Source organism: Streptomyces sp. NPDC101234, assembly GCF_044767525.1.
Taxonomy (GTDB): domain Bacteria; phylum Actinomycetota; class Actinomycetes; order Streptomycetales; family Streptomycetaceae; genus Streptomyces; species Streptomyces sasae.
On record NZ_JBIWOA010000036.1, the window covers coordinates 60,313 to 85,952 of the forward strand.

The following is a 25,640-nucleotide window of genomic DNA, read 5'->3' on the forward strand; positions in this document are numbered from 1 at the left end:
AGACCATGCATGAGCATCCCCATTCCGCGGCCGGACGTTCCGGCCGTCGATCGCTGTGGAGGACATCGGGCTCGCGAGGCCCGTCCCCGTGGGGACTTCTCCTTCTGCCGCGACCTCCGCGTGGTTCTGCTGTCCCAGGACGAACAGGACGCGGTCCACGTCCGGCGGCTGCGTCCGGACCGGCCGGCCGATGCGCTGATTTGGCACACGAGCGTCGAGGAAGGATGCCGCACTTCCGGCACCCACGGCCCGCTGTGCGTTCTGGTGGGCAGCACACCGGCCGGACGGACCTTGGCCGACGTCGTCACCCGGGTACGCCGCCACGCCCCCGACGCGGCCGTGCTCGTTCCTGAGGGCACGTATGCGTCCCACGCCTTCCGCTCTGTCGCCAGCTCGGTGCAGGGCCGGGCGGATCACTGCCGCAACGCTCCCGACGAGTTCTGCCGGAAGATCTGGGTGGCGCTGCAACGTGCCGTCGCGGGGCGCACCGTGGCGGGCGAGGAGATCGCGCGGGACAACGCCCTGCTGAACGGGGCCTGCCCGACCTGACGCTGCAGGCAGACGGCTTCACGACCGCCTTCCACTACGCGCCGGGTCGCGCGCACACTTTGCTGGGCGGTGACTTCTGCGATGTGGTGCGCGGCGACGACGGCAGTGCCCACGTGGTCATGGGCGATGTGTCCGGGCACGGTGCCGCCGCGGCCGCCCTCGGTGTCCACCTGCGCCTGGCATGGCGCACGGCCGTGCTGTGCGGGCAGAGCCAGCTGGAACAACTCCAGCTGCTCGAACGCACCCTGACCGAGGAACGAGCCGAGGAGGACCTACGCGACCGTAATGTCCCTGGTCCTGTCGCCCCACCGCCGCACCCTGCGGACGGTCACCACGGCCGTCCGGGCTTTCTGCACCGGCACAGGGGAGAGGTCCGTCGGGTGGAACCGCCGCCAGGTCTCCCGCTGGGACTCTTCCCCGGGCAAGGGGACTGGCGCGAGAACGAGATGGCAATGCCGGACGGGGACGGCATCATGCTGTTCACCGACGGACTCTACGAAGATCGTACGGCCGGCGGACGGCTCGGGGGAGGAGGGCCTGCTGAGGCCGGCCGGCTCGTGCATCTGGAGGCGCAGACGTTCGTCGACGCCTCGGTGGGCGGCGTATCGCTGCCGGCCGCCCCGTTCGGTGGGCTACGGGACGATGTGGCGGTGCTTCATCTGTCCGGCGACGGAGGGGGTGGGGTTTGATGTTCTGCCGACCCGCAGGACCGGCCCGGCCTACGGACGAAGCCGGTCCCCGCCGGGGAAGGGGCGGGAACCGGCTGGCAAATGCGCCCGGGCCGGGGGATCTCGGCGCTCGACCTAGTCGAGAGCCCGGTGATGGGCGAAGCGCGACACCAGCGGCGGCTCCATCAGCCAGCCGTGAGCCCGGCCGTGCCGTGCGCCAGAGGTGTCGGCCGTTTCGCGTAGCAGGGCGAAGGCCATCGCCGCGCCGATGGCCAGCAGGCCCGCGCACAGGGGCATGGCCCGCTTGAACGCCGTGTCGAAGGAGTCGGGGGAGCGGTAGGCGTCCGGGCTCATGCCGACCAGCAGCGGCAGTGCGGCCACGGAGACCAGCCCGGCGGCGCGTGCGGCCGCGTTGTTGATTCCGCTGGCCAGGCCCGCGTCGGCGGCCTCGACCGAGGCCAGCAGCGTCACGCTCAGCGGAGCGACCATGATGACCATGCCCGTCCCCATCACTAGCAGCGCGGGCAGAACGTCGGCGAAGTAGGAGGCGTGCGTGCCCACCCGCGCCGTCATCAGCATGCCCGCCCCGCACACCACAGGGCCGACGGTGAGCGGGATGCGCGGTCCCAGGCGTTGGGCGAGCGTCCCGGAGCGGGCGGAGAACAGCAGCATCAGCACCGTGCTCGGCAACATGGCGGCGCCCGCCGCCAGTGCCGAGTAGCCGGCGACGATCTGCAGTTGCAGGGCGGTCAGGAAGAAGAACCCGCCCAGCCCGGCGTAGACGCACAGGGTGATCAGGTTGATGGCCGTGAACGGCCGCGACGAGAAGATCGACAGGGGCATCATCGGGTCGCTGCTGCGCCGCTCCACCAGCAGGAACGCACCCCCGGCCGCGATACTGCCCGCGGCCGCGGCAAGGGCGACAGGCCCGCCGGAACGGGCTTCGGTCAGCGCGTAGGTGGCCAGAGCGAGCGTCAGCGCGCCCAGCGCCGCACCGGCGAGGTCGAAGCCCCGCCGGGACGGGGTGTGGGTACCGGCCGGGACGGTGGGCTGCTGAGGCCTGCCGACGGACTCCGGGACGTGGCGCATTGCCAGGGGCACGCACAGCAGCGCCGGGGGGATCGTCAGCAGGAAGGTCCAGCGCCAGCCGGGGCCGTCGACGAGCCATCCGCCGAGAAACGGCCCGAGTGCCGCCCCGATGCCGCCGAACCCGGACCACAGACCGATGGCGCGCGGCCGGTCGTCCGGGTGGAAGGAGGCTTCGATGATCGCCAGTGAGCCGGGGGTGAGCAGCGCTCCGCCGACGCCCTGGAGCGCGCGGGCGGCGATGAGCGTGGTCGTGTCGGGAGCCAGTCCGCACAGCAAGGACGCCGCAGCGAACCAGATGATGCCCAGGACGAAGATCCGGCGTCGGCCGAAGCGGTCGCCCAGGGATCCGCCCAGCAGGATGAGTCCCGCCAGGGTCAGCATGTAGGCGTTCACGGTCCACTGGAGTGCGGCGAGGTCGGCGTCGAAGTCGTCGCCGATGTGCGGCAGCGCGACGTTGGTGACGGTCGAGCCGAGCAGCACCACGCTGGAGCCGAGGACGGTGGCCAGAAGGGTCCATCGGCCACGGGCGCTGGCGATGCGCAGGAAGGCCGGGTCGCTCGGGGTGGGGGAGGGGTGCATGTCGTCTCCTTGGGACAGTGGGCCAGGAGGCGGCCGGTGCGTTCGTGCCGGGCAGCGGGTACGGCGGGTCGGTCTTCTCGTCCACGCACGGGTGCGCTGGGTGGGGGCGGTGGGTGGCGCGTCGCGTATGCCCGGGGTGCGGTGGTTCGCAGGTGGGCCTTCGCGTGGGACCCGGGGTGCTGCGGTTCGCGGCGTGGCGTCGTGTGGACGCAGGGTGTCCGAGGGCCCGTCTCCCGCTCGATGGGCCGGGGCGAGCGGGAGACGGACGGTGGGCGTCCGGCGGGCCGGAGCGGGCGGGTCAGCCGAACATGCCCGGCTGGTAGCCGCCGGCGGGCTGCTGGTTGATGACGTTGATGCGGTTGTAGGCGTTGATGACCGCGATCAACGAGATCAGCGCGGCGAGCCGGTCCTCGTCGTAGTGCTTCGCGGCGTTGGCCCAGGCCTCGTCCGACACCCCGCCCGCCGCGTCGGCGATGCGGGTGCCCTGCTCGGTGACCTCCAGCGCCGCGCGCTCGGCGTCGGTGAAGACGGTGGCTTCGCGCCAGGCGGCGACGAGGTGCAGCCGCTGCTGGTCCTCACCCGCGGCTACGGCGTCCTTGGTGTGCATGTCGGTGCAGAACCCGGAGCCATTGATCTGGCCGGCCCGGATCTTCACCAGTTCCTGGGTGGCGACTGGAAGCTCCGAGTGCACAGCGGCCCCGGCCGAGTTGAGGTGCTTCATGACCTTGCCCGCGAGAGCGTTGCCGAAGTAGTTGATGCGCGCGTCCCTGTAGGGATCCTGAGAGTCGCGTGATGGGAGATGAACTGTCGTGACGTTGCTGCGATTTCGGGGCCGTGGGCTCCGTGCTCGCCGTTACTGCTTGCTGCTCCAGTCGGCGAAGTGCGTCTCGCCGAGCTGTGCCTCGGGGCCGGGCAGCAGGTCGGACTCCTTGAGGGCGGCGCCCCAGTAGAGACCCTTCGGGTCCGTCACGACCGTGCGGGGGTCGTTGTGAGCCGCGAGCCCCTTGCGGATGAAGTCCTCCAGGGTGAAGGTGTCGGGGCCGGCGACCTCGACGATTCCGTTGACCGGAGTGCCGGCCGCCGTGCGGCCGACGGCCGCGGCCACGTCGCCCGAGAAGATGGGCTGGATCTTGATGGGGGCGACGGACACCGTGTCACCGCTGGTCGCCGAGTCCGCGAGGGTCTTGGCGAACTCGAAGAACTGCGTGGCGTGGACGATCGAGTACGGCACTCCGGAGTCCCGGATCATGTCCTCCTGGACCTGCTTGGCCTGGAAGTAGCCGGACTGCTGGAGGCGGTCGGTGCCCACGACGGACAGAGCCACGTGGTGTGTGACGCCGGCGGCAGCCTCCGCGGCGAGCAGGTTAGTGGTGGAGGCGCGGAAGAACTCCATCACCGCGTCGTCGTCGAAGGAGGGGGAGTTGGAGACGTCGACGACGACGGAGGCGCCCTTCAGGACGTCGGCCAGGCCTTCGCCGGTGAGCGCGTTGACTCCGGTGTTCGGGGAGGCTGCCACCGCCTCATGACCGTGTTCGTTGAGCTTGGAGACGACCTTGGAACCGATGAGTCCGGTTCCGCCGATCACTACGACCTTCATGGACTTTCCCTTTCACTGATATCGCTCCGTGCCCGGTGGGTCTGCGGCGACCTCGTCCACGGCACCGGCCGCGATGGCTCGTACCTTGCTGACCACGCGGCTCCGGCATCTGTGACAGGGCGGTGCACAAAGTTTTCGCGCCGCTGTCGATCGCCCTCACACGGTGGGTCCGGCATCGTCGGACGCGTCGCGCCACGGCACGGTGATTCCGGTCGGGGCGGGCCACAGGGATGTGCGGCGCACGCCGGTCGTCGCGGACCACACCATGGCGTCTTGCAGGGCGGGCGCGGCGCCGGGGCGGCCGGACCGGTGGTGGCAGCCCTGGGGGCAGAGCCGCACCCGAGCACACTGGAGGGTCGCCCGGGCGGCGAGTACGGCGGATCTGAGGTCGTAGGCGTGCGCCAGGTCCGAGAAGCCGCCGATGTCGATGTGGACGCCGGTGTCCGCCGTCCGGGCCTCGATCTCGTCGAGTGCGGTCAATCCCGCGACGGGTCCGGCCTTGTCCCGGACCACGCCGGCGTGGTTCGTGATCAGGCGCCGTACCGCGCGCTGCAGAGCGCGGGCGTGGTGGTCGCCGTCGGCGGCCATCAGGCGGAGCACGTCGGCTTCCGCGGCGCGGGTCGCGGCGGGTGAGTGCGGCAGCCGTGCCAAGACCGTGTCACCGGGGAGGTGGGACAGGTCCAGCCAGACGCCGCCGGACCGGGAGCCGCGGCCTTCCTGGATCTCGGTGTAGGACGCACGTGCGACGGTTTCCTGGGCCGAGAGCTCCATCCGCTCGGGGTCGTAGCGCGTCATGAACCGCTCGCCGAGGTTGTTGAGCAGCACGCCGCCCGCGTGACGTGCGCCGTCGCTGAGCGGCATGCCGGCGGCGTGGTCCGGCTCGATCAGCCCGAAGGGGTGGAACTGCACCAGATTGCCGCCCGCGCACACGCAGGGCCCGGTGACGGTTCGGGCCAGTGAGCCGTGTGGTGGACATGCTGTCGGTGCGGCCGGGGCGCCTGCCGCGGGGTTCGACGCTTTCGATGGGCTGCGCGGCGGCGCGTGAGGCGATCCGCTCGCTGGGCGAGGCGGCCGGTAAGCGGCTCTGCCGCGACGTGTCAGCCGAGTGCCGCTCCCCGGTGTCGCCAGGGCGGGCAGGGGCGGGGGCCACTCGGCATGGTCCCACGCCGCGCTGGCCGGGGCGCCTTCGCGGGCCCGTTGGGTGACCACGACGACCGCGACACCTGCCTCGGCGACTTCGATGGCCGCTCGGAGGCCCGACGCACCGCTTCCCACCACGAGGACGGACGTAGTGAGCTGGTGTCCGAGCGAAGACATGGGTCCTCCTGCGACAGCGAACGGACAGGATCATTGGTTGGGATCGACCGGACAGGTCCCGCATTTGTGACAACCTCAGCGTGTTTCCGGGCGTGGAAGTAGTCACACCGCCTGTCCGCACCGCGGGGGAGGGGCCGCGGGTATCGTGAAAAGGATTCTTCCGAACCCCGCTGTGGGAGCTCTGTTCCCCCCGGATCCCGCCGAGGAGCCGAGTCGCATGATCGCCAGCCCGCCTCCCGCTCTGGTCGGCCGGCAGCGTGAGTGCGCGGCGCTCGACAACCTGCTGGCCGGCCTTCGGGACGGCGGTTCCCGCGTCTTGGTCGTCCGGGGCGAGGCGGGCATCGGCAAGTCGGTGCTGCTGGAGTGCATGGCTGCGCAGGCGTCCCGGGTGCAGGTGACCTGGGCGCGCGGTGTTGAGGCCGACATGGAGCTCCCCTACGCGAGCCTGCACCAGGTGTGCGCGCCGTTCCTGGACGGTGTCGAAGAACTGCCGCAACCACAACGTGACGCCCTGCGCGTGGCGTTCGGGACGGCGGTCGGCGATCCGCCCGACCGTTTCCTGGTCGGCCTCGCCGTGCTGACCCTGCTCACCCGCGCCTCGGAGACCCGGCCGGTGCTGGTGCTGGTCGACGACGCCCAATGGCTGGATCAAGTGTCGAGGCAGACACTTGAGTTCGTGGCCCGGCGACTGCTTGCGGAGCCGGTCGCCATGGTGTTCGCGGTCCGCGACCCCGAGGGGCAGTCTGCGCTCGCGGGCCTGCCGGCGCTGCAGCTCAGGGGACTTGACGCCGCTTCGGCCGGGGAGCTCCTGGAGGGGGCTGTGGGGGGACGGTTGGAGGAGCGGGTCCGGGACCGGTTCGTGGCCGAGACACACGGCAACCCGCTGGCGCTGCTGGAATTCTCCCGCGGCCGCAGCGCCGCCGAACTGGCCTATGGCGTCGACGCGTCGAGTGCCCCGGTCGTCCAAGGGCCGGTGGCCGGCCGCGTCGAGCGTGATTTCGCCGGGCGGCTCGGTGCGCTGCCGGCCGCGACCCGCACCCTGCTGCTGATCGCTGCGGCGGAACCGGTCGGCGACGTACGCCTATTGATCCGCGCGGCCGCTTCCCTCGGCATCACTCCGGACGCCGCACCGGCCAAGGCAGCCGGCCTGATCGAGTTCGGCGAGCCCGTACGGTTCCGGCACCCGCTGGTCCGTTCGGCGGTCTACCACGGAGCCGAGCCGGAGGATCGACGTGCGGTGCACCGGGCCCTGGCCGAGGCCACGGACCCCCTCGTGGACCCCGACCGGCGCGCCTGGCACGCCGCGCAGGCGGCCGACGGGCCGGACGAGGAGGTCGCCGCAGGACTGGAGCAGGCCGCCGACCGCGCCCGGCAGCGCGGGGGCATCGCGGCCGAGGCGGTTCTGCTCGAACGCGCGGTGGAGGTGACGCCCGATCCCTGGCCACGAGGGCGCCGGGCCCTTGCGGCGGCCGAGGCGCACTTCTCGGCCGCCGCGCCCGAACGGGCCACGGAACTGGCCGCGGTGGCCGACCTGTATCCCCTCAGCGTCCTGGACCGGGCCCGCCTGGCACGTCTGCGGGCCAGAATCCTGTTCGCCCGCAGCCGCAGCGACGAGGCGGCACCACTGCTCCTGAACGCGGCCGCACAGTTCACCGCGGCCGGATCTCCCCTGGCGCGGGAGACGTACCTGGAGGCGATCAGCGCGACCATCTTCGCCGGCCGGGTCCATGGTCCGACAGGCGCCCGCGCCGCGGCGATCGCGGCCCGCGCGTCCGGGGCGCCCTCCTCGGGCTCCAAGGCCGCGGACGCTCTCTTGGACGGTGTGGCGGCCCTGCTCGCGGACGGCGAGACGGCCGTCCCGGTTCTGCGCGAGGCACTCGACCTGCTCGAGCACGAAGAGCTCCGCACGCGGGAGGCGACCGTACGGTGGCTGCTGCTGGCCCCGGTCGCGCTTGAGTCGTCCATCCACTGGGCCTGGGACCTGCATGCCTGGGACACACTCTCGACTCGCGCGGTACGTCTGGCCCGCGACATCGGAGCACTCGGCAGCCTGCCGCCGGCTCTGATCTACGCGGGCGGGGTGCACATCCACTACGGCGACTTCGCCGAGGCCGACCGGATGATCGACGAGGCCGACGCGATCGCCACCGCGACCGGCCACGCCCCGCACAAATACGCCACGCTGGTCCTGGCCGCGTGGCGGGGTGAGGCGGATGTCGCCGCGGGCATCATCGAAGAAGCCAGAGAACTCGCCGTGCAGCGGGGCGAAGTATCCCTGCTCGGTGCCATGGGCTACATCCAGGGCGTGCTCTTCAACGGACTGGCCCGCTACGAAGAGGCGATCGAGGCCGCGCGCACCGGTATCGAGCACGACGGGTTCAACTTCACTGGTCTGTCGCTGGTCGAACATGTGGAGGCCGCGACGCGTTGCGGTGAACTTGACCAGGCCCGCGCCTCGTTGGCCCGCCTTACCGAACTCACCCGCGCCGCCGACTCCGGATGGGCGCGGGGTGCGAGCGCACGCAGTGAGGCGCTGTTGGCCGACGGTGAGGTGGCCGACCGCCTGTACCGCACGGCGATCGAGGAATTCGGCCGCGGCGGGGTTGTCGTGGAGGTGGCACGCACCCACCTGCTGTACGGCGAGTGGCTGCGGCGCGCACAGCGCCGCGCGCAGGCCCGCGAGCATCTCCGCACGGCCCACGACATGTTCGACGCGATGCCGGCTCACGCGTTCGCCGAACGGGCCCGCCGTGAGCTGATCGCCACCGGCGAGCAGGTGGCCGCGCGGGAGACCGCACCGGCGAACGCTCTCACCCCGCAGGAGTCGCAGGTCGCAGCCCTCGCCGCCGACGGCATGACGAACGCGCGGATCGGCGCGGAGCTGTTCATCAGCCCCCATACCGTGGAATGGCACCTGCGGAAGGTCTACGTGAAGCTCGGCATCAGCTCCCGCCGAGCCCTGCCGGACGTCCTCGACAGCGTACGGGCACGGTGAGTCAGAACCGACAGTCGTCACGAAGCCGCGGGGAGCGCATACCTGTGGGTGACGGCATACAGTGCCTGGATCCGGTGCACCCGGTCCAGCCGCACCAGGTCGGTCAGTGCCTCGCGCGGGCGAGGAACGAGGTCTGCCTCGCCCCGCCTCGTGATGGGCGAGGGGGAAGGACGGCACGGGCGGCCGCTGGTCCCAGCTGCCGATCCGGTCCCGATCATGACGGCGTACAAGGAACAACTGCCCCGGTCCACGCGTGTGCACGAGACGGGGAGTGAGTGATCCTCGCCGACCCGGCCGGACGTCTCTTGCGGGCCTCACCCGTCCTGCCCGGAGCAGTCCATGACATCTGCGCGGCACGCGAACACGGCATCCTCGACGCCCTCACCTCAGGAGACATCGACTGCTGGGCGGAAAAGGGCTACCAGGGCGCTGGGCCCGCTGCCCGCGTGCCCTACCGAGGCCGGTGGGAGGACCTGTCCGAGGGCCAGCAGGCCGTGAACCGCTCGCAGGCCAAGATCCGAGCCCTGGTCGAACCTGCCGTCGCCACACCCAAGACCTGGTGGCTGCTGCGCAAGCTCCGGTGCTCGACCACCCGCATCACCAGCCTCGTCCAAGCCGTCCTCACCCTCCACCTCACCGGCTCAAACCGAGGTTGGAAAAGGAATCACTGGCCCCAGAACGCGTTGTCGGTGACACCCTTGAACTCAACGTGTTCACCTTGACGACACCGAACTCCTTTGCGCAGTTGGTGGTGCGGGACCCGTGGCTGAGCGCAGGGCAGGCCAGCAGTCTTACGGAGCAGTGGAATTGCTGACGCGATGAGACGTCGTCGGACAGGAGTCGCCCGCCCCATCAGTCAGAGTGTGACACGCTGCACGACGATGGGTTGGTAACGTGTACTCGACTATACGCACTGCGTATAGTCGACCTGGGCATCGCAGATGGCGCTCGCGCCCTGCCGCTGCCCATCCCTGCGCCGCGAGACGGCACCCTGCCCCCAGTGCGTACGAGAGGAACATTGTGAGCCCACCTGCACGTCGGCGCCTCGGAGGTCTCCGCGCGTTCGCTCTCGGCGCTCGACTCGCACTCTTCGGCGGGCGGGACAGCGCGATCCGCACGTCTTTCACAGCTGTCGGAGTGGGGCTGGGTGTGGCCCTGTTGCTGTTCGCCGCTTCGGTGCCGACCGTTAGACACCACCGGGATCAGCGAATCCACCACCGCATCGATGTCAACCTCAGCGACCGCGCCATCATGCCCTCGGATCACACTGTTCTTATCAGGGACATCGACACCGTGTTCCGGGGCGAGAAGATCCGAGGGCGCATGGTGCAGCCGGAGGGGTCTGCGGCGCCGCTGCCGCCCGGAGTCCAGCGCTACCCACGCCCCGGGGAGATGGTCGTGTCTCCGGCGCTGCGCAAACTGCTGAACGCGCCGGGAAACGGACTGCTGCGCGAGCGCCTCGCCCATCCCATCGCGGGTGAGATCGGCGATGCAGGTCTGCTTGACCCGGGCGAGCATGTCTTCTATCTGGTCGCGAACCACATGGCGACCGATGCAGGGCAAACGCGACGGCTCGACCACTTCGGTAAGGCCTACGCGAAGAAGCCCCTTCCCCCCGAACTCGTCCTCCTCAGCATCACGGGAATCGTCGTACTGCTCCTCCCCGTCGGTGCCTTCATCGCCGCGGCCGTACGGTTCGGTGGTGAGCGACGGGACCGGCGGTTGGCCGCCCTGCGCCTGGTCGGTGCGAACCGCGGGATGACCGCCACCATCGCAGCAGGCGAGGTCGCGCTCAGCACACTGGCAGGCATCGCCCTAGGTGTGGTCCTGTTTTTGACGGGACGTCAGTTCGCAGGAATGGTGGACATCCAGGGGCTCGGTGCCTTCACTGAAGATCTCACGCCACAGCCCCTGCTGGCGGCGCTCGTGGTCGTCGCCGTACTCACGCTCTCCCTCGGCATCACACAACTGTCGATGCACAAGGTGGCCATAGAGCCCCTTGGAGTCGTCCGGAAGTCCGGCAGCACCTCGCGACGCCTGTGGTGGCGTATTGCACTTCCCCTGCTCGGACTGATTTTGCTGCGGATCTCCGTGCGCAGCCCTGCCGACATGAACGGCACCTCCGGTGTCGTGCTGGTGCTCATAGGCATGCTCTCGCTCCTCGTCGGAGTCACCGCGGTGCTGCCCTGGGCCGTGGAACGCCTCACCCGACTGCTCGGCGGCTTCGGCCCGCTGCCTTGGCAACTAGCCCTGCGGGGCCTGCAGTTGAACGGCGAGGCCGCCACCCGCTCGGTCAACGGGATCGCGGTTGCCGTGGCAGGGGCCGTGGCGCTCCAGACCCTCCTCACCGGACTCTCCCAGAACCCGGCGGACAGCACCGCCCGAGGGGTACACGGCCCCTCCGCCTCCACACGCGTCGCTATCGCCCGCCTCGACGACGGCGGGGCGCGAGGGGCGCAGTACGCCCCGGTGCTCGCCACGACTCCTGGCGTCCAACGGGCAATTGAGTTCAAGGAGTTGTCGGTGAGCCCCCTGAACGATGGGTTCCCTCAGTCCGTCCTCATCGCCGACTGCGCTCATTTGCGCCTGCTGGCACAGTTGCCTTCCTGTTCGGACGGGGACGCCTTTCTCACCGCTCCTCCGGGCACAGACACCATGCACGACATGACCACATGGGCGACCGGCATGAAACTGCGGATGGACATGTACGGTCCCCGCTGGACAGTGCCGCACATCACCGCAACCGTCCGTGCGACCCTCGCCTATCCGGCAGCGGTTTCCTCTGATCGGACCCTGCTGGCCACTCCCCGGGCGGCCGGGCACACCGCCATCGCACACGCCGTCAGCACGGTCAGCCTCACCTATGCGACCGGGTTCAAAGACGTGCAGGATCACATCCGTACCGCAGCAGCACGGCTGGACCCGGCCTTCAGCGTCGACTTTCCGGGAAACTCCCAGGGCGACCCTGCCCTCGACGGAGTCAGGCGGGCTCTGCTGGCCGGGGTAGCCGCCGTGCTGGTACTGATCGCAGCGAGCATGCTGCTCGGTGCGCTCGAACAGGTCCGCGAGCGCGCACGAGTCCTGTCCGTACTCGTCGCGTTCGGCACGCCCCGTCGTACGCTCGCCGCATCCGTCCTCTTGCAGTCCGTACTTCCCGTCGGACTTGGGTTGCTCGTGGCGGAGTCGATCGGGACGGCCCTCGGCAGCTCGCTGCTCGATCTCACCGGAAGGCATGTGACGCACAACTGGAGCACCCTGCTGGCCATAGCCGGCATGGGGGCGGCCGTTTCCCTCGGTGTCACCCTGTTGACGCTGCCGGCATTGTGGCGTTCGACGCGACCGCAGGGACTACGTCACGAGTGAATCGCTCCCCGGCCGCGCCACGTGTAAGGCGACCGGCCGGAGGGTGCCTTCAGGAGCCCGAACGCCAGCCGCCCCCGGACTCCAGAAGACGGCGATGATCCTCGCTCCGGAGGACAGTCATGGCCGCAGAACGCCGGCCGCAAACACAACGCACACTGTGATGTGCAGAACCACGAGATGAGGAAGACAGTGGCAATGATGGATCCGGCAAGCCCGATCAGCACGTCGAACAACGGGACACGAAGCACTGAGGCTTCGCGGGAACTCGGCGCCATGGCATCGGTGTTCGCCAACTTCCGTCAGTACCTCATGGGATGGGACACACAGAGCCGAGCGGGAAACACCGTCGACCAGTTCCGCAGCGGGCTTGCCACCCCGCAGTTCAACGGCGTCGTACGTGTGCGATCGGTGTCCGCGGGCGGGGCGGACGTGACGGCCGTCCGCAAGGAGTTCGCGAACGTTCCCTGGTGGTGGTGGGTCGGACCCGACAGCCCCGAGGACACCGCCGACGTCCTGCGGTGCCGCGGTGGACGAGAGCTCACGGCCCTCCCCGTGATGGTGCTTCCGCTCGATGAACCGGCCGACCCGGGCACAGTCCCGCACACCGCTCGCACCGGTTTGCGGGTGGAGCCGGTCCGGGACGGTGAACGGCTGGCCGAGTTGGTGCGGACGTACCGGGCGTCGATGGGTGTCGAGCCCGGGCTGGAGGCCGAGTTGGTGCGCATCGAGTCGCGGCGCGAGGACAACGCAGACATCATCCGGCTGGCCGCCGTGCTGGACGGCCGAGTGGTCGGGACGACCGTGGTGATCACCGCCCACGGGGTGGCCGGGATCTTCCTCGTCCACGTGACCGAAGCACATCGCCGGCGGGGCGTCGGTGCGGCCCTGACGGCCGCCGCGCTCCAGGTGGGGCGGGAGCGCGGGATGCGCTGCGCCGCGCTGGTGGCCAGCCCTGCGGGCGAACCGTTGTACCGACGTTTCGGCTTCACGACGACATCCGAGTACCGGCTGTTCGCCTTCCCCGCCTGAGCCGCAGCCCGGCCCGGACGCGGAGTACGCGCTGCCCCTCCGGCCTGGACGCCGAAGCCGCCGCTCGTTTGTCCGGCCGGCGGATCGCGCCGGGGCTTCGCCTGCCGGGAGGGCCGGTTGGGTTGGCGCGCTCGCTTCCCCCGACGAGGTCGTCTGCTACACCTCCGGCCGGGCAAACGAGCGGCGCCTTCGTCCTGCAGTTCTTCGGCCGCGCCTTCGGCGCCAACAACCTGCCTGCAGCACCATGTGCCACGAGTCCAGCAGCTTCGCCCTCAACGAGACGCTGGGCTCCGGCAACGGCACGGTGAGTCTCGACGACCTCCACCACGCCGACGTGATCTTCCTGGTCGGACAGAACCCCGGAACCATCCATCCGCGCCGGCTCACCGCGCTGGAGGAGGTCAAGCGCAACGGCGCGGCGCGGCACCGGGGGATGCCGGCGAACATCATGTGCAGCGGCCCCGTCGGCCGAGAACAGAGTGGGCGGTCCCACGCAGAACACTCCGTTGACCGGGCCATCAGGGACGGCGGGCCCGGGACGGAGCGAACCCCGTGGCGCTCCCTTCGTCCGCCGGCGGCGCCTCGTGGTCGCCGGCTGCGGGCAGCCGTCTGATCTTCTCGGACACCGCGTGGATCCGGGCGTCCACCTCGTCGATCGCCTCCCGGAGCACCCCGAGCCGTCCCTCCAGGACGGCGGCCTCCGCGGCGAGCGAGACGGTGACGGCGGCGGGATCGGTCCGGAGTTCGGCGTCTCGCGTCATCCTCGTGTATCTCCTCGGCCCGCGTCGGAAGTCCGGTGGACGGGCTCCGGGGGACCGGCGGTCGCCCGGGCGCGACTGATGAATGTCCCTGCCATGCTCCTCCTTCGTCGCCGCGGGAATCGGGCACGGACCGCCACGAGCCTTCGGTACCGCATTGACCGGGTAGTGGCGGGAGCTGTGACAGCCGCCGTACGGCCGCCACGTCACGGCAGTTCGCAGCCCGGGGGCGGCGCGTCCTGGGAGAAGGGGGTGCCGTGCGGCAGGACGTAGAGGACTTCCAGGACGAAGTCCGTGGCTCCCCGGTTCTCGCCGATGTGCACGTGGTCCGCGCCCGACGGCTCCTTCAGGAAGCTGCCCTTCTTGTACACGCCGTCGGAGGCGCAGGAGGCGTCGAAGTGGCTCAGCGCTCCCTGCCTGACGAGGCGTACAGGGTGCCGTCGTGGTACTGCCACCCGGTCGCCTGGCCGGGCGGGATGGTGATCTCGCGGAGGACGTAGTCGGTGTCGCCGACGGTCCGCTGGGCCAGGACCCGACCGCTGACGCCGGGGCCGCCGGGGGTGGCCTGGGCGGTCGTCGAGGCGAGCGAGAGCCCTGTGAGGCAGGCTCCGACGACCGCGGCGCGTGCTGAAGTACGCATGATGTTGCCCTTCGGAACATGAGGGTGAACAGCGGCCCGGGGGCAAGCGGCCCTCAGGGGCAGCCCGTTCACCCGTCACACTGCATTGCCGCTGAGTGGGTCGGGATGCCGAAGTTCGGTCCGACGGTGTGTTTCGTTGCGAAGATGTCAGCGTCTCTCCCGCTTCCCGGTGCGGTGGGTGCAGCGGGTAACGGTCCGTGCGACGCTGCCGTGCGGGATGGGGAGTCGGTATGGAGCACATCGGCGGTGCCCTGCCGCTTGCGGAACTGCTCCACGAGCGGAGGCACTTGCTGGAGGTCGCGCAGTGGATGCCGGGCAGCCGGGTGACGGCCCAGTGCCTTACCGACGAGGCGTACCGGCGGTGGTACGGGCTCTCCGACGGTGAGCGTGCGCGCATCCGGACGCCGCGGACCTGGTTGAGCCACGTCGTGGGCGGCCTCGCGCTGGACCGGCTGGCCGCGCCCGGCCCACCGGCCGGGATCGGTGAGGCGCTGCTGCGGTCGGTGGACATGTGGCCACCCGCGCGCTCGGTACCGGAGCGGGCCGAACCGCGGTCGAGGCCCGGCACGGCCTGCGCGCCCGGGGCGGTCGGCCTGCGCGCCCGGGGCGGCAGGAAGAGTGTGCGCGGGCCCGAGGGGCCCGTCGTGACCCTGCGCGCACAGTTCCTCCGCGGCCTTGCCGACGGCCATGCCGCCCCCGACGCGATCACGAACGTCTTCACACGCGACACGTTGCATCCCGTCCCAGTTGGTGTGGCACACACAGCGAACCGTGCGGATGACCGGGCGACGGGCCCGGTTGCGGCAGTGCGGCACCCGAGGGGCTCTTGCGGTGCGGCGTCTCACCGGCGGCCGCGCAGCGTCACGGCCAGCAGCTCCGACTCCTCGTACCCCGGGAGCGGGGCGAACCCGTGCGCTGCCAGTTCGCCGGTCAGCCGGGCGCGCGTCGCGGGCCACATCCAGAACGTCTCGGTGTGTTCCCGCAGCACGTCCTCGGCGTCCCTGACCCAGTAGTCGGCGCGGGTCCGGATGCGGTTGCCGGCGGCCGACATCGTCATGCGCCCGCCGTAGACGTGCTCGCCGACCCGCTTGTCCGCCAGCAGGCGCACGACGGTGCGGGCCGGGAGCCGGGCCGGCGGCAGCTGCACGAACAGCGAGCCGCCGGGGGTGAGGGCCCTGCCGAGCGCGGGCCACAACTTCTCGCGTACGCCCGGTGGCAGACAGCCCACCACGTTGTGGCAGACGGCCACGTCCGCGACCGCGTCCAGCGCGGTCTCGTCCAGGGGGCGCGGGTGCACGGTGACCCGGCCCCGCTGCTCGGAGGGCAGGGCGGCGAGCCGGGTCAGCAGCGACGTGCGCATAGCCCGGGCCGGTTCGACGGCGTGCACGTCGGCCCAGGAGTCGGCGAGGGCCAGCATCGTCACCCGCCCGGTACCGGCCCCGACGTCCAGCACGCCGGTGCGGGCGCCGGCGATCTGGCGCGCGTAGAGCTGGCGGACCCGGGCTTCGTCCGCGTCGGCCTGCAGGATGTCGTAGAACTCCGCGGTGACCGCGTAGGCGTCGGAGTCCCGTCGGAGGCCCGACGGTCCGCTGAGGATAGTGTGCATGCCCGACATGACAACGTATGGGCAGAGTGTGTGACAGCGAGGACAGGCGACCGCAGCGCGGACCGTTGTCACAGAAGCACACGTTGCGCAGCCAATGGTCCGACTCCGTCCGCGACCTTTCGGGACGTTCCGGGACCGGACCGGAGCCCCGGACAACGTCGTGAGAGCGGAGTACGTCGTCATGACCGGGCGATCCCCCAGATATGGCTGCCCGCACAGTTCGGTCGCCTCGCCGATCTGCCCCCGGGACTCGACTACGCCCGCTGGGACGGCCGTTCGGCCTTTCCCACGGACCCCGCGGAGGACGAGTTCTATGTGCCCCCGCTGACCAGGGACATCGGCGTCATCGCCCGGCCGCTGGCCCGGATGCCCCGGCTTCAGGCGGTGCAGGCGCTCAGCGCAGGAACCGACGAACTGCGGGCGGCACTGGACCGGCTGCCCCGTGAGGTGACCTTGTGCAACGCGAAGGGGGTGCCGGCTGCCGGCACGGCCGAGCCGGCCCTGACGCTGATCCTCGCCAGCCTGCGTGGCATACCGGAGTCGCTCCGTGCCCAGGATCGGGAGGACTGGGACCCGCGGTCCTTCTCCACCCTGCACGCACGGTCCGTGCTCATCGTCGGTCACGGTGCCGTCGGCTCCGCCCTGGAGGAGCTCCTGACGCCCTTCGGCTGCGCCGTCACCCGCGTCGGGCGCGCGGACAGGGACACGCCCCAAGGGCCGGTGCGCTCCGTGTCGCTGCTGCCCCGGCTCGTCGCGGACGCCGACGTGATCGTGCTGTGCACTCGGCTGACCGCGGCGACCCGCGGGCTCTTCGATGCCGCACTGCTGTCCCGCGTCAAGGACGGCGCCCTGCGAGTCAACGTGTCCCGGGGCGCGTTCACTCACGTGGTGCAGTGCCTCGACCTGCCAGTGTCCACGGATCAGTTCGGCGATTCGTTCCGGGGTGGTCTGATCGGGGGCGAGGCTGGTGACCGCGTAGGCCGTCTTGATGGTGGTCCTGTTTGTCGGCGGCTGGTGCGGCGGCGCTTGACCTGGATGGCCTGCACGGCGTGTGGGAAGAGGAGACCGGGCTGGACGGTGCAGACCTTGAGTCGGCGGATCTCGCGTCGGCCGCGGCCCTGTTCGCGGGTGCGGTGCTGCAGTGGGACCTCACGCCAGGGCAGATGTCTCAGCTGTCGGCGGAGCGTTGTCTGGTTGCCCTTGACGACCAGGATGTAGTGCCCGCCCCGGACGCTGACGTGTGCGGCATGGCTGGTCTGGGTGTGCATCGCGTCGGCGGTGATGACATATCCGCGCAGGTCAAGCCGTTCCAACAGCGGAGCGAAGGCTGAGATTTCGTTACTTTTCGCGGCGATCTGCCGCTGGGAGATGACGGCCTGGCCCTCGTGCAGGACGGCGGCGAGGAGGTGGACGGCTGTCTGGTCAGCGCGTGGTGGAGTTTCGGACGCTGAACGTGCGCCGCTGGGACAAGATCGTCGCGTCCTGGGGGGTCGGTGACCACCAAAGCCTGGACGACGCCTGGACCGCAGATGTCCTGCCCGACCTCGGCTCCCAGTGGGGCCAGTACGAGTACGTCACCGACATCGGCTTCGCCGCGTAGGAGCCGCATTGCCGGGCCCGCCCTCTACGGGGTGGACGCCGTCGTCATGCGGTCCTCGGGCTGTGGGGGAGAGACCGATCCGATCGTGGTGCGGGCGGGGCAGTTCAGACACCGCTCCCGCCGGGCCGTGTGGAAGCCAGGTGACCGTGACGACCGGGTTCTGGCTTTGGCCGGTCGTGTGTGTTTACGCTGCCGTGGCTGCGTCGGCTCACCGTTCGACGAAGAAGGCGAGGTTGTCCGGGGCCGGGCGGAGCAGGCCGTCACGGACCGCGAGGGCGGTGGCTTCGGAGCGGGAGGCGGCGCCGGTCTTGCGCAGCAGATGCTCGATGTGGCTGTGCACGGTCCGCGGAGAAAGAAACAGCGCCTGCGCTATGGCCTGATTGGTCTGTCCGGTCGCTGCCCGGGTGAGTACTTCCAGCTCTCGGGCGCTGAGCCTGTACGGCATTTCGGTGGGTGTCTCGTGCACCAGTACCGCGTCCGCCGTGAGTCCCGCATCCGGACGGTGTCGGTGGAGGGTGACGCGATACCAGGTGCCGTCGACCGGCCACAGCAGCCGCAGCCGGTGGCCGCCAGTGGTGGCGAAGATGCGGAGCAGGCTGTGGAATTCAGTGTCCTGCAGTGCCCGGACGTGGTCGCGGCCGGGCAGGTCGATCGTTCCGTCGGCGGTCACGAGGCTTGCCGCGCCCCGTTCAGGCAGGCGGTGCGCGTCACCGGCGCGCGTCACCGGGTCGGCGAGTGCCGCGAGGGCCGGGATGACGGAGGCCAGCAGCCGACGCGCCTGCACGTCGTAGGCGTCGGCGCTCTGTGTGCTCAGATGGACCAGGCCGACGAGGCGGTCGTGGTGCCGCAGCGCTCCGGTGATTCCGTCGCGGAAGCCGGCCGGTCGGACCCGCTCGGCGTAGAACCAGCCCTGGCGGAAACGGGGGCCGAGTTCCTCCGGGTCCTCGGTGTCCTCGGAGATGGACGGCGGCAGTTCCTGTTCTACGACGTTGCGGTACCACGGTGTCGTGACGAATTCGGCGGCCAGCGCATGGGAGATCTCAGCGGTGTAGCCGATGCCGGCGACCTGGACGTGGGTCTTGGTCAGCGGGTCGATGGTGAGCAGCGTCGCCGCGTCGAGGGGCAGCGCACGGGCGAGTTCGCGCAGCGCCTGGTCGCAGGCGGCTGCTGTGTCGCGCTCGCGGGTGAGCATGCCGATCCGGGTGGCCGCCGCGATCTGGTGGTGGCTGAGTATACGAGCCTCCGGAGAGCGGCTCGGGACCACGAAGGTCGTTTGGATCCTAATGATGCGTGGGGGTCCACGATAGGGACACGGGCCGTGCGGGGCAAGACGTTCACCAGTTCGTGGTGCCGTGGATCCGTGCGCTTCGCCGAGTCGGTATTTGTACGGATGGTGGAGCGGGACGCCCGGGGCTTTCCTGTTGGGCACTGCCGGACGCCCGTTGTGAGCGGGCCCGTCGCTCGGAGAGCCCCGCCATGACCACACGCCGATCCGTCCCCGTTCCCTCGGCCTCGCGCAGACAGTTCCTCGCCTACTCCGGTGCCGCCATCGCGGCCACCGCGTTCGCCGCCGCCGGCTGCTCGGCGCCGCCGAGCACGTCCGCCTCGGCCAAGTCTCCCGGCTCGGCCTCGACAAGAATCCGCCTGGCGAAGATCGGCCTGGACTACCCGTTCACCCAGATCCCGCTCTACACGACACTGGTCAAGCTCTCCACCGCCGCGGCGAAGAAGCACGGCATATCCCTGCTGACGACCAGCGACGCGGCCAGCGCCGACACACAGGCCACCAACCTCAACACCTGGACCGCCCGCAAGGTGCCCGCGATCGTGTCGTTCCCGATGGTCTTCGAGGCCGCCGAACCGATCGCCAAGTCGGCACTGGACGCCGGGCTGATCTGGGTGACGTACGGCGGCTCACTGGAGCACCAGAGCGCCGACATCCAGTTCAGTTTCCGCAAAGGCGGCACCCAGCTGGGCGAGGCCGCCGCCAAGTGGGCCGAGGAAACACTCGACGGGAAGGGCAAGATCGCCTTCCTCACCGACAGCACCATCGAGCTGGGCCGCGAACGCACCAAGGGCATGATCGACGCGTTCACCAAGGCCGCGCCCGGGGTGGACGTGGTGGCCCAGGAACAGGCCATCGACCCCGACTCCGGGCTCGCCAAGGCCCACGCGATCCTCGCCAAGCACCCCGACCTCAACATCCTCCTCGGCGTGACGGACGCCGCCGCGTACGGCGGATTCAAGGCGCTCCAGCAGGCGGGCCGCAAGAACGACGACCCCCAGACCTTCGTCGGCGGGCAGGACGGCGCCGCCCCCTCGCTGCTCGCCATCAAACAGGGCACCTTCTACCGGGCCTCGGCCGCCCTGGCGCCGAACGACATCGCGAACGCTGTCGTCGAAGTGCCGCGCGCGGTCGCCGCGGGCAAGGCGAACCCCAGCGTCCAGGTGCCGATCTCCCTGGTCGGCCGCGGTGACACCGCGACGATCGACGACCTGCTCGCCCAGAACCGCTAGGGGCCCGCCATGACACCGGTGAACCTGCGCATCAGCCGGCTGAGCAAGTCCTTCGGCGGGGTGCGGGCCCTGGACGGCGTGGACCTGACCGTGCCGATGGGCCAGGTCCACGCCCTGCTCGGGCACAACGGCGCGGGCAAGTCCACTCTCATCAAGTGTCTGGGCGGGGCCTTCGCACCGGACGCGGGCACGATCGAGGTAGGCGGGACGTCCTACACCCGGCTCACCCCGCGCGCGTCGATCGACGCGGGCGTGGCGATCATCTTTCAGACGCTGAGCGTGGTCGGCGCGCTCACCGTGACGGAGAACATCTTCCTCGGCCAGGAGTGGACCCGCTACGGCCGTATCGACCGGCGCGCCCAGGAGGAGGTCGCCGCCGGGCTGCTCAAACGGGTCGCGGCCGCCTGCTCCCCGCGCGACCGGGTGGGAGAACTGCCCATGGGACAGCGGCAACTGGTGGAGATCGCGAAGGCGCTCAGCCGCAGTGCGTCCGTCCTCGTACTGGACGAGCCCACCGCCGCCCTGTCCGCCGCCGAAAGCGACGCACTGGCCGAGCGCGTCGAGGACCTGCGCGCGCAGGGGCTGGCCATCGTGTACGTCACCCATCTGCTGTCGGAGGTCGAACGGCTCGCGGACGCGGTGACCGTGCTGCGGGACGGACGGGTCACCCACCACTCGGCGATGGCGGGCCAGACCCGGCGCGAGCTGGTCGAAGCGATCGCCGGGCGGCCCGCCGAGGAGCGCCCCAAACGGCAGCCCCCGTCCGTACGGGCCCCCGGTTCGCCCCGGCTCACCGTCGACGCACTGCACGGCCCCGGCTTCGGGCCGGTGACCCTCACGGTCGGCGAGGGGGAACGCGTCGGTCTGTTCGGGCTGATCGGCTCCGGCCGTACGCGGATCCTGGAGACCCTGTACGGCAGTCGCCGGGCCGCCGGCGGAACGATCCGGGTCGGTAACCGTGCCGTGGCCCCGGCCCGGCCCGCCGAAGCGCTCGGCGCGGGCATTGCGCTCGTTCCGGCCGACCGGCGCCGCCAGGGGCTGTTCCCATTGCTCGGCGCCCAGGACAACACACTGCTGCCTTCCGTACGATCCCTGGCCCGGTCCGGGGTACGGGCACTGGCCGCAGAACGCCGCGTGTTCGCCGCGCTGGCCGACACGGTTGCACTGCGCCCTGCCCGACCCCGGCTGCCCGCCGCGGCGTTCTCCGGCGGCAACCAGCAAAAACTCGTCCTTGGCCGGTGGATCAACGGCGTCCGGAACGTGGACGTCCTCCTGCTGGACGAACCGACCCAGGGCGTCGACGTCGGCGCCCGCCAGGAGATCTACCAGGTGGTGTCGTCCCTCGCTGCCGACCGCGGTACCGCCGTGCTGTTCGCCTCCAGCGACCCCGAAGAGGTCGTCGCTCTCGCCGACCGCGCTCTGGTCGTCGCCGCCGGCCGCGTCGTGGGCGAACTCTCCGGCACAGACCTCACCGAACAGGCCCTGCTGTCTGCCGTCCACCACGCCGGCCCGAGCGCCGGGACCGACGCCGACGCGGCCGCCGCTTCGCCCTCCGGCACCGGCAGCGACGCCTTTGCCGTCACCGAGCCCGCCGAAGGAGCAGCATGACCACCGCCGACTCCGTCCTCACCCGCCCCCGCCTCCTCACCTCGGGCGGGCTGACCGCCCTGCGGCGCCAACCACTGATCGCCGTGCTCGCCGTGATGGTGCTGGCCTTCCAGCTGTCCACGGGCAGCTTCCTCGCCCCCGCGAACCTGCGCGGCATCGCCACCGACGCCGCCACCCTGGCCATCGTGGCGGTGCCGTCGGCGCTGCTGGTCATCAGCGGCTACCTCGACCTGTCCGTCGGCTCCACCCTCGCCCTCGGCGGGCTGGTCGCGGGGTGGCTCGCCGGGCAGGAGCAGTCTCCAGCCGTCGCCGTCCTGGGAGCGCTCGTCGCAGGCGCGGCCGTGGGCGCAGTCAACGGAGTCCTGTGCTGTTACTTCGGGCTGTCGGCCTTCATCGTCACGCTCGGCATGCTGACCGCCGTACGAGGGCTGGCCCAGCAGCTCTTCCCGCTGCCGCTGAGCGGTTTCGGCACCGGCTTCGCCTGGCTGGGCGGGGCCCGGATCGCGGGTGTGGCCGCGCCGGTCGTCATCGCCGCACTCGTTCTGGTGGCGGGTTCCCTGTTCCTCGCGCTCACTCCGGCCGGGCGGCATGTCTTCGCCATCGGCGTCAACCGGGAGGCCGCCCACCTTTCGGGCATCGATGTCCGCCGTACACCCTTCGCGCTGTTCGTGGTCACCGGTGTCGCGGCGGCCCTGGCCGGGGCGATCAAGGCATCGGTGCTGGACAGTGTGGTCGCCGGGACCTCGGGCGTCGGATTCGAACTGGCGGTACTGACCGCCGTCCTGGTCGGCGGAGTCGCACTGACCGGTGGCTCCGGCTCGATCGTCGGCGTCCTGCTCGGCGTGCTGTTCCTGGGCTGCCTGCAGAACGGCCTGACGCTGCTGGACGTACCCACGTTCTGGCAGCAGATGGCCCAGGGCAGCGCCCTGGTGGCAGGTGCGGCCCTGGCCTATCTCGTACCGCGCGCGGCGCGCTGACCCGTCCCCGTTTCCTCTAACCGGAAGAGGCCACCGTGCCCCGATCAGCCCCCACCCTTGTCCTGACCGGCGGTCAGGTCCTCACTGTCGATCATGACTTCACGGTCACCGAAGGCGTGGCCGTACGCGGTCGGGACATCGTCGCCACGGGCAGCGACGCCGACATGCGCGCCCTGGCCGGTCCCGGCACCCGGATCGTCGAACTCGGCGGCCGGACCGTCCTGCCCGGTCTCAACGACTCCCACCTGCACGGCGCCGCGTACGGGATGACGAAGCCGCCCTTCGCCATCGACGTCGGCCACCCCGCCGTCGGCTCGATCGCCGACATCGCCGCCGCGGTGCAGCGGGCAGCCCGCGCGGTGCGCCCCGACGAGTGGATCGTCGGCCTGGGCTGGGACCCCGGCTACCTCGCCGAGTGCCTGGCCAACCCGCGCCGCTTCCCGCACCGCCATGACCTGGACACGGCCGCTCCCTACCACCCTGTCTGCCTGACGGACTTCTCCTCGCACATGGTGTGGGCCAACAGCGAGGCCCTGCGCCGCTGCGGCATCGACGCGGACAGCACACACCGCCACGGAGGTGTCATCGACCGCGACGCCGACGGAACACCGACAGGCATCCTGCGCGAGGCGGCCCAGCGGCTCGTGCAGGCCTCGCTCCCCACCCCGACCATCGCCCAGCGCCGCCAGGCCATCCAGGGTGTGGTCCGCGAACTGCACACACGCGGCATCACCAGCTACACCGAACCCGGCCTCGGCCCCGGCGGCGCCGACTCCCTCTTCGGCGGTCTGAGCGGCGACAACTGGACCGCCTATGCCGACCTTGAGGCCACCGGTGAACTCCACGCCCGGGTCAGCGTGCTGCTGCTGCCCGCCCCCCTGGGCGGCTCTGCCGACGACGTCCGCAAGGGCCTGGAGGAACTGCGCCGCCCGGTCTCGGGGGACCCGCGCCGGCTGAACGCCATCGGCGTGAAGATCTTCGCGGACGGCGTTCCGCCCAACCGCACGGCCTGGATGAGCACACCGTACCGAGAAGGCGGCCACGGCTCCCTGTGCGTGCACGGCGACACTCCCGCCCTCCAGGTCGAGGAACTGCGCGAAATGATCACCCTCGCGCACCAGGCCGGTTTCCAGCTGGGCGTCCACGTCACCGGCGACCGGGCCATCGACACGGTCGTCGACGCCTTCGTCGCCGCGAACACGGCCGCTCCTCGCCCCGACGCCCGCCACTACGTCATCCACGGCGACTTCATCGGCGCCGGTAGTCTGGCGAAGCTGGCCGCACACGGCTACGGCGTCAACATGAACCCGTCCATCAAGTGGACCATCTCCGACCTGATGGACGAGGTCGTCGGCCCGGAGCGCTCCGCCTACCAGTGGCCCGTGCGGTCCGCGATCGAAGCCGGCGTCCACGTGTGCGCGAGCTCCGACGCGCCGATCACCGAGCCCGACTGGCGCCAGGGCGTCGCCGCGATGCTGCTGCGCGAATCCAAGGCCAGCGGCAGGCCGAGCGGCCCCGAGCAGTGCGTCACGCTCGCCGAGGCCCTGCGCGCCTACACCACTACTCCGGCATGGCAGGACTTCGCCGACGACTGGAAGGGCACCATCGCGCCCGGCAAGGCGGCGGACCTGTGCGTCCTGGACCGCCCGCTGCTCGATCTCGACCCGCACGACAGCACCGACGTACAGGTGGACCTCACCGTCTTCGACGGTCGGGTGGTTCACGAACGCTGACCCCGCCACCACCGATCCGCCACCAAGGAGTCCCGAGATGGCACCCCCTCCGCGCATGCTGCTCGTCCTGAGCGAGAACTGGACACTGACCGGCGGCCGGGCCGACCTGCCGAAGGTCGTGCGCTGGGCCCGTGAGGCCGAAGACGCCGGGTTCGACGCGGTCATGATCAGCGAACACATCGTTCTGGGCCCCGACGCGGCCGCCGCCGGGGTCATGACCAACCCCCGTGAATACGCGCTCCCCGGCAACCAGGACCCGTACACCCCCTGGCCCCACTCCCTCCTCCTGCTCGCAGCCATCGCCTCGGTCACCTCACGGCTGCGCCTTGCGGCCGCAGCCGTTCTCGCGCCGCTGCGGCACCCGCTGCTGCTCGCCCGGGAACTCGGGACACTCGACCTGATCAGCGAGGGGCGGCTGGTCGTCCAGCCCACGGTCAGCTGGAGCAGGGACGAGTACGACGCGCTGGGCGTGCCCTTCGGCCGGCGCGGGCGGCTCCTCGACGAGCACCTTCGCGTCTGGGCCAAGGCGTGGGGCCCGTCGCCGATCTCCCACGACAGCGAGTACTACCCGTTCCGTGACGTGTACTTCGAGCCGAAGGCATACCGCCCCGAGGGCCCGCGACTGTGGTTCGGCGGCCAGCAACTGCACGGTCCCGTCCTGCGCCGCCTCGTCGAGCACGGCCACGGTTTCCACCCGCTCGGCCGCCCGACCCAAGAAGACCTGCACACACTGAAAGAGGCGATGGCCGCGGCCGGGCGGGATGTCACCGACCTGGAGATGATCGGCGGCACCGAGCCGGTCTTCCCCGATGACCACTCACCGGCCGACCTCGGTGCCGCCCTTGCCTCGATACCGCAACAGCTGGAACAGGGCTTCACCACGTTCTGCATCAAGCCGAACCAGTTCATCGACTACCCGGACGGCGTCGGGACGTTCTGCCGCGAGGTGATGCGGCGCGTGTAGGCGCCGGTGCAGCATCCCGTGGGCCAGTACGAGTACGTCACCAACATCGGC

18 protein-coding genes and 6 pseudogenes are annotated in these 25,640 nt (G+C 70.7%); 14 read left to right on the top strand and 10 right to left on the bottom strand.

What is annotated here, in order from left to right:
- Positions 1-120 precede the first annotated feature (120 nt).
- Entirely contained in the window at positions 121-549 is a 429-nt protein-coding gene (locus ACIRR9_RS43955; protein ID WP_403764412.1) for a hypothetical protein, read from the top strand.
- A 59-nt stretch (positions 550-608) separates the two neighbouring features.
- Complete coding sequence (locus tag ACIRR9_RS43960) at positions 609-1,238, top strand: SpoIIE family protein phosphatase (protein WP_403764414.1); 630 nt, start codon at positions 609-611, stop codon at positions 1,236-1,238.
- 114 nt (positions 1,239-1,352) lie between these two features.
- Here the strand turns inward: ACIRR9_RS43960 and ACIRR9_RS43965 are convergent, their stop codons facing one another.
- From ACIRR9_RS43965 to ACIRR9_RS43985, 5 genes and pseudogenes are all read right to left on the bottom strand, one after another.
- Positions 1,353-2,885 carry an MFS transporter gene (locus tag ACIRR9_RS43965; RefSeq protein ID WP_403764416.1) on the bottom strand — a complete coding sequence of 511 codons (1,533 nt, stop codon included), beginning with the start codon at positions 2,883-2,885 and terminating at the stop codon, positions 1,353-1,355.
- A 298-nt stretch (positions 2,886-3,183) separates the two neighbouring features.
- Positions 3,184-3,606, bottom strand: a complete 423-nt coding sequence (locus tag ACIRR9_RS43970) for a carboxymuconolactone decarboxylase family protein (RefSeq protein ID WP_403764418.1) — start codon at positions 3,604-3,606, stop codon at positions 3,184-3,186.
- 132 nt (positions 3,607-3,738) lie between these two features.
- Entirely contained in the window at positions 3,739-4,482 is a 744-nt protein-coding gene (locus ACIRR9_RS43975; protein WP_403764420.1) for an SDR family oxidoreductase, read from the bottom strand.
- 156 nt (positions 4,483-4,638) lie between these two features.
- Positions 4,639-5,391 carry an FAD-binding protein gene (locus ACIRR9_RS43980; RefSeq protein WP_403764497.1) on the bottom strand — a complete coding sequence of 251 codons (753 nt, stop codon included), beginning with the start codon at positions 5,389-5,391 and terminating at the stop codon, positions 4,639-4,641.
- Positions 5,392-5,676: 285 nt separating this feature from the next.
- Positions 5,677-5,799 (bottom strand): annotated as a pseudogene (locus ACIRR9_RS43985) (FAD-binding protein); the annotation flags it as partial.
- A 217-nt stretch (positions 5,800-6,016) separates the two neighbouring features.
- Between ACIRR9_RS43985 and ACIRR9_RS43990 the strand changes: the two are divergent.
- The 5 genes and pseudogenes from ACIRR9_RS43990 to ACIRR9_RS44010 form a co-directional block, all read left to right on the top strand.
- On the top strand, positions 6,017-8,794 hold the full coding sequence (locus ACIRR9_RS43990; RefSeq protein WP_403764422.1) for an AAA family ATPase: 2,778 nt from the start codon (positions 6,017-6,019) through the stop codon (positions 8,792-8,794).
- A gap of 278 nt (positions 8,795-9,072) precedes the next feature.
- Positions 9,073-9,441: pseudogene (locus ACIRR9_RS43995) on the top strand (transposase family protein); the annotation flags it as partial.
- Between the two features lie 502 nt (positions 9,442-9,943).
- Positions 9,944-12,157: an ABC transporter permease gene (locus tag ACIRR9_RS44000; protein WP_403764424.1), complete on the top strand. Its 2,214-nt coding sequence runs from the start codon at positions 9,944-9,946 to the stop codon at positions 12,155-12,157.
- A gap of 273 nt (positions 12,158-12,430) precedes the next feature.
- Complete coding sequence (locus ACIRR9_RS44005) at positions 12,431-13,186, top strand: GNAT family N-acetyltransferase (RefSeq protein WP_403764426.1); 756 nt, start codon at positions 12,431-12,433, stop codon at positions 13,184-13,186.
- A 112-nt stretch (positions 13,187-13,298) separates the two neighbouring features.
- Positions 13,299-13,604 (top strand): annotated as a pseudogene (locus tag ACIRR9_RS44010) (hypothetical protein); the annotation flags it as partial.
- A 100-nt stretch (positions 13,605-13,704) separates the two neighbouring features.
- On the opposite strand, the gene ACIRR9_RS44015 reads toward ACIRR9_RS44010, so the two are convergent.
- The 3 genes and pseudogenes from ACIRR9_RS44015 to ACIRR9_RS44025 all read right to left on the bottom strand — a co-directional run bounded on the left by ACIRR9_RS44015 (position 13,705) and on the right by ACIRR9_RS44025 (position 16,190).
- The gene (locus ACIRR9_RS44015) at positions 13,705-13,947 is read right to left on the bottom strand and encodes a hypothetical protein (protein WP_403764427.1); all 243 of its coding nucleotides are present in this window, start codon (positions 13,945-13,947) and stop codon (positions 13,705-13,707) included.
- Positions 13,948-14,150: 203 nt separating this feature from the next.
- A pseudogene (locus ACIRR9_RS44020) lies at positions 14,151-14,584 on the bottom strand (cupin domain-containing protein).
- Positions 14,585-15,425: 841 nt separating this feature from the next.
- Positions 15,426-16,190: a class I SAM-dependent methyltransferase gene (locus ACIRR9_RS44025; RefSeq protein WP_403764429.1), complete on the bottom strand. Its 765-nt coding sequence runs from the start codon at positions 16,188-16,190 to the stop codon at positions 15,426-15,428.
- Positions 16,191-16,556: 366 nt separating this feature from the next.
- On the opposite strand from ACIRR9_RS44025, the gene ACIRR9_RS44030 reads away from it, so the two are divergent.
- Positions 16,557-17,408, top strand: coding sequence for an NAD(P)-dependent oxidoreductase (locus ACIRR9_RS44030; RefSeq protein WP_403764499.1), 852 nt, complete (start codon positions 16,557-16,559; stop codon positions 17,406-17,408).
- Here the strand turns inward: ACIRR9_RS44030 and ACIRR9_RS44035 are convergent.
- Positions 17,303-17,581 (bottom strand): annotated as a pseudogene (locus ACIRR9_RS44035) (ISAs1 family transposase); the annotation flags it as partial. The gene ACIRR9_RS44030 and the pseudogene ACIRR9_RS44035 sit on opposite strands and share 106 nt — an antisense overlap.
- A gap of 32 nt (positions 17,582-17,613) precedes the next feature.
- Between ACIRR9_RS44035 and ACIRR9_RS44040 the strand changes: the two are divergent.
- Positions 17,614-17,790 (top strand): annotated as a pseudogene (locus tag ACIRR9_RS44040) (transcriptional regulator); the annotation flags it as partial.
- Positions 17,791-17,998: 208 nt separating this feature from the next.
- Here ACIRR9_RS44040 and ACIRR9_RS44045 read toward each other — a convergent pair.
- Positions 17,999-18,982 (bottom strand): response regulator transcription factor, encoded by a 984-nt coding sequence (locus ACIRR9_RS44045; RefSeq protein ID WP_403764431.1) that lies wholly within the window; start codon positions 18,980-18,982, stop codon positions 17,999-18,001.
- Between the two features lie 284 nt (positions 18,983-19,266).
- On the opposite strand from ACIRR9_RS44045, the gene ACIRR9_RS44050 reads away from it, so the two are divergent.
- From ACIRR9_RS44050 to ACIRR9_RS44070, 5 genes are read left to right on the top strand one after another with little or no spacing between them, the layout of a single operon-like run.
- The gene (locus ACIRR9_RS44050; protein WP_403764433.1) at positions 19,267-20,307 is read left to right on the top strand and encodes a sugar ABC transporter substrate-binding protein; all 1,041 of its coding nucleotides are present in this window, start codon (positions 19,267-19,269) and stop codon (positions 20,305-20,307) included.
- 9 nt (positions 20,308-20,316) lie between these two features.
- Positions 20,317-21,915, top strand: a complete 1,599-nt coding sequence (locus ACIRR9_RS44055; protein ID WP_403764435.1) for a sugar ABC transporter ATP-binding protein — start codon at positions 20,317-20,319, stop codon at positions 21,913-21,915.
- Complete coding sequence (locus ACIRR9_RS44060) at positions 21,912-22,892, top strand: ABC transporter permease (protein ID WP_403764437.1); 981 nt, start codon at positions 21,912-21,914, stop codon at positions 22,890-22,892. The genes ACIRR9_RS44055 and ACIRR9_RS44060 overlap by 4 nt, the downstream gene beginning before the upstream one ends.
- 35 nt (positions 22,893-22,927) lie before the next feature.
- A complete protein-coding gene (locus ACIRR9_RS44065; RefSeq protein ID WP_403764439.1) occupies positions 22,928-24,625 on the top strand; it encodes an amidohydrolase in 1,698 nt (565 codons plus the stop codon).
- Between the two features lie 37 nt (positions 24,626-24,662).
- Complete coding sequence (locus tag ACIRR9_RS44070) at positions 24,663-25,589, top strand: TIGR03619 family F420-dependent LLM class oxidoreductase (RefSeq protein ID WP_403764441.1); 927 nt, start codon at positions 24,663-24,665, stop codon at positions 25,587-25,589.
- Positions 25,590-25,640: the final 51 nt, after the last annotated feature.